General features: G+C 53.6%; 15 protein-coding genes. 8 read left to right on the forward strand and 7 right to left on the reverse strand.

Features of this window, described 5'->3' with window-relative positions; genetic code table 11:
* Positions 1 to 48: 48 nt before the first annotated feature.
* From GO013_RS01465 to ald, 3 genes are all read left to right on the forward strand, one after another.
* Complete coding sequence (locus tag GO013_RS01465) at positions 49 to 1,557, forward strand: DUF1007 family protein (RefSeq protein ID WP_239057696.1); 1,509 nt, start codon at positions 49 to 51, stop codon at positions 1,555 to 1,557.
* A gap of 156 nt (positions 1,558 to 1,713) precedes the next feature.
* Entirely contained in the window at positions 1,714 to 2,196 is a 483-nt protein-coding gene (locus GO013_RS01470; RefSeq protein ID WP_163808271.1) for an Lrp/AsnC family transcriptional regulator, read from the forward strand.
* 43 nt (positions 2,197 to 2,239) lie between these two features.
* A complete protein-coding gene (gene ald, locus GO013_RS01475; protein ID WP_163808272.1) occupies positions 2,240 to 3,349 on the forward strand; it encodes an alanine dehydrogenase in 1,110 nt (369 codons plus the stop codon).
* 117 nt (positions 3,350 to 3,466) lie between these two features.
* Here the strand turns inward: ald and GO013_RS01480 are convergent, their stop codons facing one another.
* The 3 genes from GO013_RS01480 to GO013_RS01490 form a co-directional block, all read right to left on the reverse strand.
* Positions 3,467 to 4,576, reverse strand: a complete 1,110-nt coding sequence (locus GO013_RS01480; protein ID WP_343219517.1) for a transglycosylase SLT domain-containing protein — start codon at positions 4,574 to 4,576, stop codon at positions 3,467 to 3,469.
* A 52-nt stretch (positions 4,577 to 4,628) separates the two neighbouring features.
* Positions 4,629 to 5,819 (reverse strand): PhoH family protein, encoded by a 1,191-nt coding sequence (locus GO013_RS01485; RefSeq protein WP_163808273.1) that lies wholly within the window; start codon positions 5,817 to 5,819, stop codon positions 4,629 to 4,631.
* Between the two features lie 227 nt (positions 5,820 to 6,046).
* A complete protein-coding gene (locus GO013_RS01490) occupies positions 6,047 to 7,735 on the reverse strand; it encodes a glycosyltransferase (protein WP_163808274.1) in 1,689 nt (562 codons plus the stop codon).
* Between the two features lie 319 nt (positions 7,736 to 8,054).
* On the opposite strand from GO013_RS01490, the gene GO013_RS01495 reads away from it, so the two are divergent.
* A complete protein-coding gene (locus GO013_RS01495) occupies positions 8,055 to 8,285 on the forward strand; it encodes a flagellar biosynthesis anti-sigma factor FlgM (RefSeq protein ID WP_163808275.1) in 231 nt (76 codons plus the stop codon).
* A gap of 71 nt (positions 8,286 to 8,356) precedes the next feature.
* On the opposite strand, the gene htpG is transcribed toward GO013_RS01495, so the two are convergent.
* On the reverse strand, positions 8,357 to 10,246 hold the full coding sequence (gene htpG, locus GO013_RS01500) for a molecular chaperone HtpG (RefSeq protein WP_163808276.1): 1,890 nt from the start codon (positions 10,244 to 10,246) through the stop codon (positions 8,357 to 8,359).
* A gap of 110 nt (positions 10,247 to 10,356) precedes the next feature.
* A complete protein-coding gene (locus GO013_RS01505) occupies positions 10,357 to 10,968 on the reverse strand; it encodes a MerR family transcriptional regulator (RefSeq protein WP_163808277.1) in 612 nt (203 codons plus the stop codon).
* A 295-nt stretch (positions 10,969 to 11,263) separates the two neighbouring features.
* On the opposite strand from GO013_RS01505, the gene GO013_RS01510 reads away from it, so the two are divergent.
* The gene (locus GO013_RS01510; protein ID WP_163808278.1) at positions 11,264 to 11,740 is read left to right on the forward strand and encodes a MauE/DoxX family redox-associated membrane protein; all 477 of its coding nucleotides are present in this window, start codon (positions 11,264 to 11,266) and stop codon (positions 11,738 to 11,740) included.
* Between the two features lie 131 nt (positions 11,741 to 11,871).
* On the opposite strand, the gene GO013_RS01515 is transcribed toward GO013_RS01510, so the two are convergent.
* On the reverse strand, positions 11,872 to 12,366 hold the full coding sequence (locus GO013_RS01515) for a 3D domain-containing protein (RefSeq protein ID WP_163808279.1): 495 nt from the start codon (positions 12,364 to 12,366) through the stop codon (positions 11,872 to 11,874).
* Positions 12,367 to 12,673: 307 nt separating this feature from the next.
* Between GO013_RS01515 and GO013_RS01520 the strand changes: the two genes are divergently transcribed.
* Both GO013_RS01520 and GO013_RS01525 read left to right on the forward strand, forming a co-directional pair.
* Complete coding sequence (locus GO013_RS01520; RefSeq protein ID WP_163808280.1) at positions 12,674 to 13,930, forward strand: hypothetical protein; 1,257 nt, start codon at positions 12,674 to 12,676, stop codon at positions 13,928 to 13,930.
* A gap of 117 nt (positions 13,931 to 14,047) precedes the next feature.
* Positions 14,048 to 14,395 (forward strand): Hpt domain-containing protein, encoded by a 348-nt coding sequence (locus GO013_RS01525; RefSeq protein ID WP_163808281.1) that lies wholly within the window; start codon positions 14,048 to 14,050, stop codon positions 14,393 to 14,395.
* Between the two features lie 71 nt (positions 14,396 to 14,466).
* Here the strand turns inward: GO013_RS01525 and GO013_RS01530 are convergent, their stop codons facing one another.
* A complete protein-coding gene (locus tag GO013_RS01530) occupies positions 14,467 to 15,033 on the reverse strand; it encodes an OmpH family outer membrane protein (RefSeq protein ID WP_163808282.1) in 567 nt (188 codons plus the stop codon).
* Positions 15,034 to 15,331: 298 nt separating this feature from the next.
* On the opposite strand from GO013_RS01530, the gene GO013_RS01535 reads away from it, so the two are divergent.
* Positions 15,332 to 16,954, forward strand: a complete 1,623-nt coding sequence (locus tag GO013_RS01535; RefSeq protein WP_163808283.1) for a flagellar hook-basal body complex protein — start codon at positions 15,332 to 15,334, stop codon at positions 16,952 to 16,954.
* Positions 16,955 to 16,985: the final 31 nt, after the last annotated feature.

A 16,985-nucleotide genomic window follows, 5' to 3' on the forward strand; every position in this document is an offset into this window, starting at 1 on the left:
TTGTATCATAAAACACTTTTAATTTTAAGACCTCCTTGCCTAAAATGAATGACCAAATCGTTCTTGCCTTCACTCGGCCCCTCCTTTATTGAACGGCCTATCATCATGATAAAAAAATTGTCCGCACTTTGCACTCTTTGCCTGCTCGTCCTGCTCCTGACTCCCGGTCAGGGCCGATGTCATCCCCATGTCTTTGTGGATGTTTCCTTGTCCTTTTCCATTGGAAAAACAGGACTGGACGGAATCGGGGAACACTGGGTCTTTGACGAAATGTTCACTCAGGCCATCCTCAGCGACCTCGGATTGGACGCCGAAACCCTCCCCACAACATTGGGTCAGGAAAAAATCCGGGACGGCGCGTTCGCCTATCTGGTCAACTTCGGGTATTTCACCTTCATCGAATCCGCAGGCAAACGGATATCCGTCACCGAAACCAGGGACTTCAGGGCATCACTGGACGAGGGGCGACTGGTCTATACCTTTTTTATCCCGTTGGATCTTCCATTCGAACATATCAAAAACTTTCGTATCGCGGTTTTCGACAAGGAATATTATTCCGATATCGTACTGGTCAAAGACGATATTTCCTTTGAAATTGATGGCATGGCCCAGGTCAGCCACTCTTTCAAACCAGCCAAGGATCAAACCTATTGGAAATTCATCGTTCCGGAAGCAGTGCACCTCTCCATCACCAACGCCGGAAATACGACAAAAACGCCGACTCCCGCCCCTGTTCAGCTTGAAGAAGTCGAAGGTCCCGGCCCGATCGAACGCATCATGACTCTGGTCCGCTCCACGCAACGGGAGCTGACCCAACACCTCAACGATTTTGGAATGCAGCTCAAGGACAACCCCCTTGGCTCGGCACTCTGGATGTTCCTCGGCCTGTCTTTTGTCTATGGCATTGTTCATGCGGTAGGCCCTGGACACGGTAAAGCCGTTGTCTGTTCGTATTTTCTCAGCAATCCCGGATCACTGCTCAACGGAGCGATCATGGGCAACGCCATCACGTTCATCCACATGAGTTCGGCGGCCCTGGCCGTGGGCGCAGCCTATCTCATTTTTTCCACCGGCATGGGAGGCTTTGCCGCAGCCAGCCGAACCCTGCAACCGGCCAGTTACGCCCTGCTTGGTCTGATGGGACTTTTCCTGCTAGGCAAGGCTATACGTGACATCCTCAAAGGCGGCATGTTGTCCGCTTCTTCTTGCGATCACGACCACGACGAACCAACCGGCGGCACCTTGAAATCCATCCTGTCCGTGTCCTTTGTCACCGGACTCGTGCCCTGCCCCGGTGCCGCCGTCATCCTCGCCTTTGCCATCGGCCTGAATATCTTCTGGATCGGCATCCTCGCCTTGATCTGCATGGCCGCAGGCATGGGGCTGACCACCACTCTATTCGCCTGGGTGGCCGTCACCGCCAGATCAGCGACACTCAAACTCTCCGGTGCCAATAGAAAGCTCTTCAATGTCCTCTACGCGGCCCTGTCCATCTGCGGAGCCGCTGCCATCGCCATCTTTGGCGCGGCCCTCTTCTTCGGAAGCCTGACAGGATAACCCCCCGATTTCCGGGCGTTCACACACCGCCCTCCAAATCCGTCTTTCCCTGCTTGCTCTATTCCTGACTCAAGAAAAGAATTGACATTTTTTTTCTCTATTTGATAAAAAAAGCTCATCAAAACTTCAAAAAAGAAAACAATACATTAATTTATCATGAAAAAAACACTTGATACCCAAGACAAAAAACTGGTTGCCGCTCTCACACAGGATGGACAGTTGTCCCCGTGCAAAATCGGAACAGGTATGGGCGTCACGGCTCCCACGGTCCGATCTCGCCTGAAAAATCTGATCGCAGCGGGCGCGCTCAAGGTCGCTGGACTGGTGAACCCCATGGCGGCCAAGGGATTGACCGTTGCCATGGTGGGGCTGACGATCCACAGCCACGAGCAGCTCGACGAAAAGCTGGACCAAATCGGTGCGCTGCCCCGGGTCAACTGGTGCGCGGTAGTGACCGGACGCTATGACATTATCGTGGAAATCATCTGTATGGATGAAATGAGCGATCTGTATAATTTTCTGGATCAGGACCTGTCCAAAATTGGCGGGGTCAACTCCAGTGAATCGTTTGTCGTCATGAAATCCCGACGAAAATGGCTCCTGTTACCGGATGCCGTTACTGACAGATTCGACGCATAACCCCTGCTCGAAAAGCGGGACTTCTTCAAAGGAGAGAGCATTTATGATTGTAGGAATTCCAAAAGAAATCAAAACATTGGAAAATCGGGTGTCCATGACTCCCGGTGCTGTCGAATCACTGGTCCGTCACGGCCACACCGTTCTCGTGGAAAGTGGAGCCGGTCTCGGAAGCGGACTGACTGATGCGGAATACGAAGCCACCGGAGCGTCCATGGTCTCGGCCAAAGAGGCCTGGGACGCCGAAATGGTCATCAAGGTCAAAGAGCCGCTGGACTCCGAATTTCAATACCTTCGCGACGGTCTGATTCTCTTCACCTATCTGCATCTGGCAGCCGCAGAAAAGCTGACCCACGCCCTGCTGGAGTCCGGCACCACCGGCATTGCCTATGAAACCGTAGAATCCCCCGACCACACCCGGCCCCTGCTGACACCTATGTCCGAAGTGGCTGGTCGCATGGCCACGCAGGTGGGCGCGCATTATCTTGAAAAGACCCAGGGCGGCCAGGGCATTCTGCTCGGCGGCGTGCCCGGCGTCTCCCCGGCTGAAGTGCTGGTGATCGGCGGTGGCATCGTGGGCACCAACGCGGCCCGTATCGCCATGGGCATGGGTGCTCGCGTCACCATTCTCGATCTCTCGCACCAACGGTTGCAGTATCTTGACGAAATTTTTCAGGGACGGATCACCACCATGATGTCCACGGAACCCAATATCCGCCAGATGGTAGCCAAGGCGGACCTGATCGTGGGCGCGGTCCTTCTCCCCGGTGCAAAAGCACCCAATCTCATCACGCGGGACATGCTTCCCCTGATGAAAAAGGGATCAGTCATCGTGGATGTCGCGGTGGATCAAGGCGGTTGTGTCGAGACCATCAAGCCCACCACCCATGACAATCCCACGTATATCGTGGACGACGTGGTCCACTACGGCGTGGCCAACATGCCCGGCGCAGTTCCCCGCACCTCGACCTTCGCTCTGGTCAACCAGACCACCCCGTATGCCCTGCGCCTGGCGGCACAGGGTTTGGACGCCCTCAAAAACGATCCCGGTCTGGCCCTCGGCCTGAACACCTACAAAGGGCACCTCACCTGTCCGGCCGTCGGCGAAGCCTTTGACCTCCAATCCCTGACCCCCGAAGAGGCCCTCGCTCTCTAGACACGAACACGTCACCATTCCAACAAGAAACAGGCCCCGGTCAATTGACCGGGGCCTGTTTCTTGTTCAGGTCTCCATTGCAAATTATCCATTGAAAAGCATCACACACCGTCTCCATCAACGGACAACAAGTTTCTGGCCCGGTCGGATGGTCGCTTTGGTGGACAGCTTGTTCAGTTTGCACAACTGCCACAACGTCATGTCGTGTGTATGGGCGATGGCGGTCAGGGAGTCTCCTCGCCTGACCACGTAGGTTCTGGGGGCAAGTGTCTTGCGGTATTTGGCGATGAGTGGATGATACCGTTTGGCAAACCCTTCGGCCGCACCCTGTGGCAAATACAAGATATGCTCACCTTGCGGGATGGTATCGCGCAACAATTGCGGATTCAAGTCCCGAATCGTCTTGTAATACGTCTTGGCCGCCTTGGCCACGATGGTCACCGGCGTGGGGTATTTGGCCTTGAGCTTGATCCGATCAAACGCCATCGGCGAATAATATTCCTCGGGGCGCACATCAAATCCATATCGGACCGGATCGGACAAAAGGAGTTTGGCGGCAATGGCGCGCACGATGTACCGTTGCGTCTCCATGGGCAAATGCAGGCGGTAGTAGTCCTTGACCTCCTGCTTCTCTATCTGTTTTTTCAGCCCCTGCTCGCCCATGTTGTATCCGGCACACGCCAATGTCCACGAATTGAACATCTCGTGCAGTTCCCCCAGATACCGCACCGCCGCCCGGGTCGCGAGATAAAAATTGCGCCGTTCATCCAACGACCGGTTCACCACAAGGCCATAATTCCGCGCCGTGGAGGGAATGAACTGCCACACGCCACGCGCACCCTTGCTCGAACCGGCATGGGGTTTGAGCGCACTCTCGATCACCGCGATATATTTCAAATCATCAGGCATTCCCGCACGTTCAAGTTCGGCCTCAACATACGGAAAATATCGCCCGGTCCGTTTCAACCACAGAATCACCTGCGCACGGTCCCACAGCATGAGCAACAGCTCCTTTTCCAACCGTTCCCGCACTTCGGGCAGATGAATGGGGACATATTCACCACAAAAATCAAGCGGACCACGGAGACGGATAGCGGATTCCAAGGACGGAAAAACCGCCACTTTCATGGGCTGAGTCTGGGCCGGAGACCGAGCGAATCCAGGAACCGTCCAAAACACAAGCAAAAAAACCACCAACAGCGGAAAACCAACATGCCGAGTGGACACAATTTCTCTCCATAAAACCCGCACCAAGACGTGCCCGGTGCGGACTGTTTTCTTACAGTTTCGATTTCAGCACGATGTCCGTAATGGGACCGCGTGAACGGTCGCCCTTGAGGACCATGTGTGCATAATTCTTGTATCCTTTGAGTTTGCGGACTGTCCAGTTGAGTCCGTTGTTCGACTCATTCAGATAGGGATTATCCACCTGCCGGGTATCGCCGAGGCAGAAGCATTTCACCCCATCGCCCATGCGGGTCAACAAGGCACGGGTCTCCCCCCGGGACAAATTCTGCATCTCATCCACAATGACCACCGCGTTCTCAATGTTCATTCCGCGAAGAAATGCCACAGGTTGAACTTCAAACCGCTTTGTATTGAATTTGAAAGACTCCCCGGCCGGGTCCTGAAACAGCCGATTGGCTGGTCGGATATCGTGCAGCTTGACGAGCAGATCCTGGATGTACTTGACATACGGCAACATTTTTTCTTCAATATCACCGGGTAGATATCCCATCTTTGCCCCGATCTCCACAACCGGTTTGACCAAATAGATCTTGCGGTATGGGTTGTCTTTGCGCTCCAACGTCAGATACAGGGCTGCGGCCAGAGACAAAAAGGTCTTGCCGTAACCGGCCTCGGACTGGATGGACACCAGATCAATGCCGTCCTGCACCATCAACTCCAGTGCAAGATTCTGATACACCGAACGAGGCTTCACGCCCCAGATTTCATGGGTATACCCGATCTCGCGAGGGCCGTCAGGGCCGTAAAACACCGGGATGCCGTTCTCCCATTTGAAACAGTTACGAACCGAGTCCTCTCCTTCGTCCACAAACCCGGTATATCGTTGAGATTCCGAACGAAACGGATCAGAATCTCGATATTCTTCGCTGGGAATACCGTAGCACCTGGCCTTGATCTGAAGAATACGGTCATTGGTGATGAGCGTAGCCTCTTCCGGGCCGACGTGCATGATCTCCTTGAGAATACGATCATCCATCACGGGATCGGTCAATGTCTGAGCAAAATCTGGCGGGAAGATGTTGACGGCGTCATCGTGCAGGATGGCACGCACGGCCTGGGCCACCACATGGCCAATACGCGGGTCCTTTTTGAGACCATCCAATTCGGCAAGGACAGTATACGGTATATATATCTGGTTTTCCGCCCCGTTTCGCAGGGCGATGATGCATTTGGGATTTTCAATGAGGACGTTGGTATCGAGGACAAAATGCTTCTGGGCCATACTCCCCCGTCCATATGTTTGAAAGTTGATTCATGGGCTTCATCTCGCCATGTCCCCGAGGTCGGGTCTCAGTGAATCAATTTCATCGGCACCTCCATACTTTTTCCATTCCTATCTTGAACCATGACGACTTTTTAAGAAAAAGTCTAGACGCAAAGTGCCGCAGCATTCGATCGACACCATGACGAACAGGTGACAATCACCACATATTCATCTCGCGCTCCACCTCACGCTGTCAGGGCCGCCAGAATCAACCCTGAAGGATCCTGTTCCATAAGCGTATGCCAAAATTCGGTCTCCTGTCCCTGACTCACAGCACACTCCAGCCCGAGGCGCAGCTCCTCCAACCCGGACTGCCGCCGATACGCCCCCAGATTCGCCAAGCCCAACGCCAGGTCGAGCCGCCAGTCATCCCGCTGAGACAAGGTCAGGGAGGACAACAGGCCCACCCGGGTCTGCTCAAACCCCGGCAAAGGACGGAGGAGTGACTCCAGCAACCGATTCGCCGGTTGATCGTCCGGATTCCGGGCCAAAATCACCAGAAGACACTCTGCCGCAGATCCCGGGATATGCCGATCCGCGTCAAATGACAGCCCCTGTCTGACCACGCGGCCCTGACATACGAATTCCCGCGCCCACCGCATCAAGACATCCCGCATTGAATGCAGTCCCTCGCACGGCTCGTCCTGCCCGGCAAAAAATCGAAAAGCACAGGCTCGGGCCGCGTCCACATCATCCATCTGAACAGCGGCCAAAGAAGCGGTTCGGCACACGATCGGATCACTCTTCGAAGCCGGACGTGCCAGCACTGTCGCAATATTCCGTCGGAGCGCGGCCCGATCTCCAAACAGGGCCTGCATCCGAAAAGCCATGGCCACCACATCCACATCCTGCGGCACCGCCGCAAGTTTGGAAAAAAGAGTGGCAGACCCAACGCGCACCACACCAGCTTCGACCATGGCGCAAGCCGTCAAGGCCGTCCACTTGGCCGCATCATGCCCGGTCGCCCTGTTTTTGGAGGCATTCGCCCCATATTCCAACAGCTGAACCACCCGATGATCGGGCAAATGTTCCGCGGCAATCCGGGCATGGGCCGCCCGTCCCATGATCCCGGCCAATCGCGGATTGGTATGATATATGGCGACTTTCTCTCCCAACTCAAGGACATGCGAATACGTGTCCATCTCTCGACCCGGCTCGAACAATTCCGCTTGTTCCTCGATCGTTTGGCCAAGCACGAGGCAACCGCAGGAGGCCCCTTCAAACAGCCGAAAGTTGACCTCGCCAAAAATGGACTCATTGGGAATCACCCGGCTGTCGCGATACAGGGCCATCATGTCGGGAAAGGCCAACGCCTGTTTCAGCGTCAACCCTTGCCCGGCAACCGCCTTTTGCAAAAATTCGATCATCCATTTGCGGGTGGGCCGCTGATCATTGACCCGCCCGACAAAGGACACATCGTGCCCCCGTCCGGTCCAGTCGACAAACGGCTCCCGATGGCCGTACCACGGCAGCCAACGCACATCCGACGCACCGTGTTCCGCAAGCCGAGGTATCCAGGCCTTTTGCGTGGAACAGACCACATCGAAACACCGGGCGTACACACTGTGCCAATGGGCGTTGAGATGCGGATCAATGCACCAGAACAGCAACGGTACATCCAACTGATCCAATCCGGTCAGAATCGTGCGGCCCGCCATATGCTCAACCTGAAGCACCATGTCAGGCGATGTTCCAGAGCGATCAAGCGCGGCCGGAAGATCAAAAAACGGCGTCCCGGGCGTCCGAAAAGACACCACTTCGATCCCCGCCCGAACAAAGGCCTGTTCAAGCTCGGGCTGTCCATCCACAAGACACAAGGTATGAATATCGCTCATCATGATCGGTATATACACTGTTCCAAACGCATTTGCCACGGTTCTCCCTCCCCAAATCAACCCGCTGAATCACCAGACTCCCCCTCACAAGTTTTCCACAGGCTACATTCTTTTGTTGTGGATAACATCCTGAAAATACCAAAAAATCTCCATCTCCCCCCTAATCATTTTATTGGTGTGTCCGATAAGAAAGGCATCGGAGAAACAGTCTGGCTGTCAGACACGCATCGCATCATTTCAGCAAGGGCGAGAGCACATGGCCACACGGATGCGGCCACGGCTATCGGCCCGAAATGAAGAGAGACTTGGAGGGACACGAAACGCCTTCAGCTGGCTTCAATAACCCAGGGAGGGGTTAATGAAGGAGTATACCAAACCCCACGTATCGAGTGAAAAACACTCAAGGACCGGGCAGGTCTTTGAATGTTTTGACGCACCCGAAATCGACTATCCTCACACAGACGGCAAAAAAGACGAACGCGCCCGAAAAATAGCCCGTCTCAAGGCCATGATAAACGCCGGAGAATACGAACCGGACATCATGGACATCGCCAAGCTGTTAACATCGGCCATGGACCCGACGTTGTAATTTTTCACAAAAAAACGGCATGAACACTCAAGCGTGTCCATGCCGTTCATTTCATCTGTGAGAGAATCTTCCTATTTCTTGGAATCCACGTACCATCCACTGGACTGCGTCAGCAATTCCTGTACCCGACCCACCAAAGCGTGGGGATCAGTCAAATATCCTTCAAGCAACAAGGCAGACTCGAAAAGCTGATTGGCGGCCTGATCGATAAATGGATCGGCCTCGTTCTTTTCAAAAATAGTCAGCATGTTGCGCACCAACACATGATCCGGGTTGATTTCCAGAATCTTTTTGGGAATGGACGCATCCTTGCTCATGACACGCATGATTTTATCCATGGAAGACGTCACGTTGCCGTCCGGATTGGACAGGCAGACCGGAGAATCCGACAGACGAGAAGAGGCCTTGACCTCGGTCACGCCATCGCCAAGCACATCCTTGATCCGCACAAGCAACTTGTCGAGCGAGGATTTCTGCTCATCGGACAGGGCCTCGGGTTTCTCTTCCTTTTCCAGCGACTCGAACTGATCGAGCTTGGAAACATCCGCGTGTTCTGCGGAAATCAAGGTGAATCCATCGAAATCACGCTGGGCATCCATGACGAATTCATCGATCGGTTCATACAGATACAGGACTTCAAGCCCCTTCTTGCGGAACACTTCAAGATACGGAGACAGGCCCAAAGCTTCGCGGCTGGGACCATAGGCGTAGTAAATTTCCTTCTGTCCTTCCTTGGCCCGAGAGATGTACTCGGCAAAAGAGGACAAGCCCTTGTCGTCATCGGACGCGGAGGAATTGAACCGCACCAGATTGGCAAATTTATCCTTGTTCAGGAAATCCATGTACCCGGCCTTGAACAATTCGCCGTGAGCGCGCCAGAATTCCGTGTACCGATCAGCGTTGTCCTTGGCCATTTTCTCAAGATGATTCAAAACCTGTTTGACCAGCGTGGAGCTGATTTTTCGCATGAGGATATTGTCCTGCAAGGTCTCACGCGAGATGTTCAGGGGCAGGTCCTCGGTGTCCACCACGCCCTTGACAAAGGACAGGTATTCCGGGAGCAAGTCCTTGTTCTGCTTCTCGATGAGCACACGGCGGACATACAGATCGAGTCCGTGATTGTCCCGGCCCATGCCAAAGGGATCGCCGCCTTCCTTGGGGATGAACATCAGTGCGTTGAACTGCACCGGCGCATCCACGGAGGTATGCAGAGTGTCAAAGGGATCTTCGGCGTCAAAGGTCAGAAACTTGTAAAACTCGGCGTATTGTTCCGGCTTGATCTGGAACTTGGGTTCACGCCAAAGGGCCTGAATCGTATTGACCCGTTCCTCGCCCACGAAAATGGGGAAATTGATGAAGTTGGAATGGGTGTTGACGATGTGTTTGAGGTGCGCTTCATTCGTGAATTGCGAGGCAAGGTCTTCCTTGAGTGAAACCGTAATCTCGGTCCCGTGGGGACGGTCTTCATCCAATTCCTGCAATTTGTAATCAGTCCGACCATCAGAGGTCCAAGCAATAGTCTTGGCATCCGGCTCGATGGACCGCGTGGTCACGGTCACTTCATCGGCAACCATGTACACGGAGTAGAATCCCACGCCGAAACGGCCGATCAGGGAATCCAGCGATTCCGAGCCTTCTTCGGCCAGACGGGCCAGTTCGGCGGTGCCGGAATGGGCAATGGTTCCGATATTGCGCATGAGTTCGTCGCGGGTCATGCCGACACCCGAATCCCTGACAGTCAGGGTCTTGGCGTCCGCATCCGCAGTGACATGAATTTCCGGAGCGATCTCGGGTTCGCCATTGTCGGACTGGGCCTTGAAGCGGACCTTTTCCAACGCGTCTGATGCATTGGAAATCAACTCGCGAAGGAATATTTCCTTATTCGTGTACAATGAATGAACCAGTATCTCGAGAAGCTGGCTGACCTCAGCCTTGAACTTGTGTGTGGTTTTTTGACCCATGATATTCCTCCAATCAAATGATATGAACGCCCGCCGAACGAGCCGTGTGACTCATTCGGCGGGACGTGGTGTACAAATAGGCATTCGGAGACGCGTCCCCGGAACAGGGACTAGGTAGATACTGATTGTATCTTGTCAAGAAGGTACTTTTCCATTTCTCGTCGATCTTTTCTCAGACGGACCATTTCCGCTTCCATGACCGCAAGCTTTTGCCGAAGCTCCTGATTTTCATGCTTCAAGGTCTCGGTCTCTTCCATGGTGTCGGTAATCCGCCCGGCGGCCTCTTCCAGTCCCACACGGATATCCAACATATCGGGTGCCTCGCGGGTACCCGCGTCAAGGACGGAACGAATCCCCTCGCCAACGGACTTGGCTATTTCAAGGCCAATGGCCGCAGCCATTTTCATGGCCGGTTCCGGGGCAGTGGTTACCAGCATGGCCGGTGTTTCAGCCCCTTGGTTCGGGACAGGCATGGCATCGGCCTGAAGGGGGTAAGTCTGCGAAAGCTGCTCCATGACGTCTCGGGCCGTGTGACCTTCCTTGAGCATTCGGGAAATCGTGGCGAAAATCTCGACGGCTTCGGGCTTGAACCGCTTCTGTCGTCCCCGCCCCACTGACGGCAAATGTTGGGCGAATCGATTCTTCCAATAATGTACAGTGGATTCGGGCAACTCCAATTCACGAGCGATTTCTGCCACGGAAAGCACCTTCCTGCCTGTCATGTCACACTCCCTTGCAGTCCTTGTTGTTCTTCATTGGAGTACCTGAATTCACAGAACTCGACAAGAAAAATGCAAGCCCATCCACTTCATATTAAAACGCTTTTATGCAAACGCACCAGACTGGCGTTGGTTGTTACTGATATGCTTGATTTTTTCTAGACTATTCATAGACTGTCTATTCTCACGGAATTGGCCGTGCGCAAAGACCAAAACGGAAGGATTTGCACTCACCACAATATCACTTTATGGTCTTGCGGTCGTTCCACGTTGACAAGACCAAAGGACTGTATCGACCATGAATTTCCGCATCTCGTCACGCACCGCGTCTCTGGCTCTCAGACTCCTCCTCGGAGGGCTGTTCGTCTACGCCGGAATACTCAAGATTTCACACCCATACGACTTTGCCATGACTATCAATCAATACGGTTTGGTAACATGGCGCATGGCCACGGCCCTGTCCTCCATCATTCCAAGCATTGAAATCATCAGTGGTCTCGGGTTGATACTCAACATCCGGGGCGCATTGGCTCTTGTTGTGGCACAGTTGTTGGGGTTCATGGTCATCCTGCTCTATGCCCTGTCCATCGGACTGGACGCGGATTGCGGCTGTTTCGGTACCCCGAGTCATCCGGACGCTGAGCCGACAGGACCGATCGAGGCCCTTATCCGGGACGCCCTCATGGTTTTAGGCTGTGTCATCCTGTATTGGCACCGCAGAACCGGCACCCACGTTCCCAAGCCACTTTCCAAATTGCTCTCCCGTCAGGTCTGACCCACTCCATACACTCGTCCGAAACGAGCAACCATATACATAAAACGACCAGGCCCGAGCGAATATTCATTCGCTCGGGCCTGATCGTTTTCACGCACACAGCGTGAACAGTCATCGGTCGGTCACAGAGACTATATTTCGAGCAATGCGGCCTTGATGTTCTTCTTGCCAAACTGTCTGGCCTGGCCTTCATCCCACATGAAGATGTCGATACGCTGAGTGAAGCGTTTATTCATGAGGTCGTTTATTTCAAAGATGCCATATCCTTCGATACGGACCTTTCGACCAAAAACCCAACCCTGATCAAACAGATCGCGGGAAACCGCAATGGTCCCGGAACGAACTTTACGCATGGAGGCCGCAATAAGCGGGTCAGCATCACATTGTTCGGTGGTCGGATTATAGGCCGTCACGGTCACTGTTCGGACCGGCGACATATTCATGGCCTTTTGCAACAGTCGAGCTTCTTCGACAAGCTGTTTGCGCGCAGTGGCGGTCTTTTGGGCCAGATCAAGCCGATGGCTGAGATCGTCGATGCGTTGTTGTTTGACGACGACAACCACAGCCAGGACAGTAATGGCCGCACACAGGGTCGCTGTCATGATGTAGTTGAACAATATTTTCATGGATAGATGTCTCCCGTTATTTTTTGACTTGCTGCATATAATGATCCGATATGCTCTTGTCAATGTCTATCTTTTCAGGATTCAAACGTGTGCCAAAAACTTGATATCTATCTGTAATATATAGAGTAAAAGAGGAATACAATGAAAATAGAATTCGTTACAAACACCCCATGCTCCGAAAATTAAAGAGCTTTTCAGGAATGATACCTATTTAAAAAAACAGGGGCAATCAATATAGATTGACATATTTATTACATTGTGCACTAATCATATTCTCCTATAGAACGTTTTCAAGGATTATAGTGGTTTGACGCAATTCAGAATGCTTCCAGTTCGGTGTGGTGACGCGTATCTCCTCAAAAGTGGTCGCGGAGCGTATCTGGTGGATGGTGGATCACTCGCCGGTTTTTTGCCGGAAATGCTCCATGAACGAACCATCGGGAAACTCCGTGCCGCCATTTGCACGTATCCCAGCCCGGAACGGCTGGGCGGGATTCTGGATCTGATGGAAGAACGATACCGGGTTTCGGAGTACTGGCTCCCGGACTGGCTGGGGATCATGCCCATGCTGGCCCAGGTGTTCAATCATGACTGGGAAAAATGGTTTGAACTCTGTGATTGGCCACTTCCTGAAGAGCTGATCGTGGGCGGCGTGGCCGTTCCCTCGTCTCAACAGGGGGCATGGGCAGAAAACGCGGCCATTCTCGTAGCTCTCGGCGTCGTGGCCTGTTCAGGACGGTTCACCATGGGCGGTTCAACCCAACATATCCTTGAAAAATCGCTGGACGTTCTGGCCGAACAGGCTTCAGGACGGGTTGTCGGAACGCCTGGCGGCGTTCGGCAGACCCTCCAAATTTTAGGACGGGGTTTCCGGGACTGGGGCAGTACGGAAGAAAACGTGCTTTTGTGTGGCCGACTCCTCTACCATGCGGCCATGGCCATGACCGGCAACGAGACAAAACCGCAAAAAAACGTGACCATGGGTCTTGCCATGGCCGTGATGGGCATAGCCCTGACAGCCGGGGTCGAAACGAAAATTCGATATTTCCGACAAACAGGCCAACTCGAAAATTCGCTGGTCGCCCGTCACCCCTTCAAAATCGTGAATGGCATTGAAATCACGTCATGGGAGACAGTGCCGAAAACCGTCTCGCCAGAAACACTTTTCTCAGCAGCCAGCCGTCCCTTTGGGCGGGGAAAAGGACTGGTTCTACGATATGGCGACGCGGAATGTGGTGCGCTTTTCTGCGGCGACACCACCCTTTCTTTCTTGAACAAGAACAACGCCCTGCTTCTCAACCAACCAACAGTCATTGCCGCGCCCAGACAGGGAGGAATATCCGCAGACCATGCCTACAAATATATTCTTTCCGTGAATCCGGAAAACAACATCTGGGTTCGTTCGCACTATTCATACGCGTGCAAGGTTTCAAATTCATTCAAAAAAAGCCCAAACAAAATGTGCCTCAACAACTGCGTCCACCGCACAGTACAGGAGGTGCTCCTCGCCTTTTCCGACACGAGGTGGGACTGGTTGGCCGGAGGCGGCTGCATCTGCGATTAGATACCGGAAAAACTTTCCAAGCTGTTTTAATTTTTTCAGAAGGTGTGCTATCTGTTGCTTCCCAATTTAGAACAATACCCGATAAGTCGGAATTTTTTCACGGAAGGAGAGAGGCATATGGTCCAAGATTTATTCAACAAGGACGCATTCTTGGCGAGCCTGGCCAACGACAGGGAATTGGCGTGCGAGCTGATAGCCGCCTTCATGGAAGACTGTCCCACCAGAAACGCCTCCCTGACAAAAGCGCTCACAGCAAACGACGCTCTCACGGCATCAAAAATGGCGCATTCCCTGAAAGGCATGTGTGGCGTTGTCCGTGCAAACGAGCTGGCCGAACTTGCGTTGGACATGGAATTGACTGCCAAGGAAGGACGATTGGATCTGGTTCGAGAACAACACGCACGATTTTTGGAGATGCTCCAGCACGTCATTCCGCTCTTGAATGCCTTCAAGGCCGACAAGTAAAACTGTTCCGCAAAAAAATACGGCCTGTCCACGAGGTGGACAGGCCATTTTCTATTCCGTAAAAAAAGCCGTTATTCTGCGGTCTTTTCCGCTGCTGACTCTTCGGCCTTCGGGGCCTCGGGAGCGGCTTCCTCAGTCTGAACCTTTTCCGGAGCTGCCGGGGCTTCAGGCTTGGAGAAATCCACCGTCATGCCGTCCATGGCAACCACGATATCATTCGTGATGTCAATGGCGTCACTGGCAGCAATAACCGACTGTTTGCTCAAAATGACATCCAGTCCTTTCTCGGCACGGTAGGCTTCCAGAGCCTTACTGAATTCCGCTTCCACCAAACCAACAACGCGTTGCTGCTCGGCACCCATGACGCTCTGCAATTCGCCCATGGCCAATTTGTACGCAGCCACGGTGTCTTCAGTCTGGTTTTCCTGCATGGCCTTGTATGCGGCTTCCGCCTTGGTCTGCAACGGTGTCCCGACTTCCTTGAGATAGTCCATGGCTCCTTGGGCAACCTTGTTATCCTTGAAGGCAGCGGCTTCATCCACAATGCCAATCTTGTTGACCGGGGCTTGCTGTTGGTTGCAGGCCACCAGGCCAAGGCAAAGCAGTGCCGCCACAAGCAGGGTACTCATCCGTTTCATATCATTTGTCTCCAGTGTTTGGTTGATGTCACTCTTTTACAAAGTCGAACCAGACTACGCGGGAGGTGTGCCTGTGGCAAGGAGAAAACCGTTCCCCTGCACGCGAAACGCCGCGTTCCAACCGTACCGGGCAGGATATTCCCAGGCAGATATCGCCTTTCTGTTTGAAATCGTAAACAAATTCATCTGGCACACACCTTGCTGTTCTCTTCGGTGAGAAGGAATCGGGAATTTTTTTCCGGGAATGGGTCTCCCGGAGGTTCCCACCATATCCGGCACAGACCGGATTGGAGGAAGTATGAGTTTCAGCAGTATGTATATCGGAGCGACAGGGGTTGTCGCTCACAATGCCAGTATGCAGGTGGTCGCCAACAATCTGGCGAACGTCAGCACCACAGGCTACAAACGGGCCGATGCCCAATTCGGCACGCTCATGAGCCAGCAGCTCGGGACCAGTGGGGTCCAGTATCAGTCTGGAAGTCATGGCATGAGTCAGATGGGCAAAGGTGTGGCGGTCTCTGAAATCAGGACCATCTTCAAGGATGGGCCGTTGGCAAGCACCAACACGGCCACAGATCTCGCCATTTCCGGACAAGGATTTTTCGGCACTCGCAACGTCTCCGATTCTCCGGCTGGAGCGAGTCACTACACCCGCGCCGGGGCCTTTCGTTTCAATAACGATTCATTCCTTGTGGACGCCAACGACTATCGCCTGCAAGGGTATGCCATCAATCGCGGAACCGGAGAAGTGGCCACCACTATTTCCGACATTCATCTACCGTATGAAGACGTGAACGTCGATGGACAGATCACACGCCTCGTCCGATCGGAACCACTCGCAACGTCATCCGTGGAAATGGTCACGAATCTGGACCACTCCGCCGCCGATCTCTTTGCCGACACCGACAATCCCATGTTTTCCATGCTTCAGGCATACTCGGCCAACCAGAGCAACGCATCCACGCCCTTTGGGGCCACGTTGCCGGAATATTCATCAGGCATCACTGTCTATGATGAAAACGGTGACGATCACGAGATGACGGTTTATTTCGACCCCATCAGCACCAACACCCTCTCCAATGCCGTTCCGGGCTACACGTACTGGGAATATCTGGTGGCCATGCCGCCTGAATCAGATGGGTCCAGCGCCTACGGCACTTCAGGTGCGGGACTGGCTGGTGTCGGTGTACTGACCTTCAACGATCAAGGACATCTGGTCGGTCAAGCCGCGTATTCGCTGGATTCGGCATTGTCGAGCAACGCCGCAGGCACCAATCTGGACTCATGGGTGCCAAGTACTTTCAACGAGGATGGATTGCCCGAGATTTCCTACACCTTTGGCAGCAATGGTGGCACGGTCGGCGCATCCAAGACCATTTCCTATGACTTCGGCATCAATTCCGATTCCGCCACATGGCTTTCCGGAGCAGGCTCACCCGCCACTATCGGAACGGACGTGAAGGCACTTGCCCAGATGGATGACATGAACCGGGACGCGCGCGTTTCCACCAGTTACGATTCACCCTCGGCCACCATGTACCACATTCAGGACGGCTACAGTTGGGGGTATCTCAGAAATGTCAGCGTGAATGACGAAGGCATCCTGACCGGCTATTTTTCGAACAACAAGAGTGAGGCCCTATATCAGGTGGCAGTGTATCGATTCAACAGTCCATGGGGCCTGGATCGGGCCGGACAGACCAACTTCACGGCCAGCCCCGACTCGGGTGCGGCCATTGACGGCGTTGCCAAGGACAAGGGACGCGGCACCATCCTGGACAGCTCACTGGAAGAAAGTAATGTGGACATGGCGCAGGAATTCGCCAACATGATCCTCACGCAACGAGGATTTCAGGCAAACACCAAAGTCATCTCAACCAGTGATTCCCTGTTGAACACACTCATCAGCATCAAACGCTAATCTCAGTACACCACGCCTTTCCAACGCTGCC

Origin of the sequence: Pseudodesulfovibrio sp. JC047 (genome assembly GCF_010468615.1) — a bacterium.
GTDB lineage: Bacteria > Desulfobacterota > Desulfovibrionia > Desulfovibrionales > Desulfovibrionaceae > Pseudodesulfovibrio.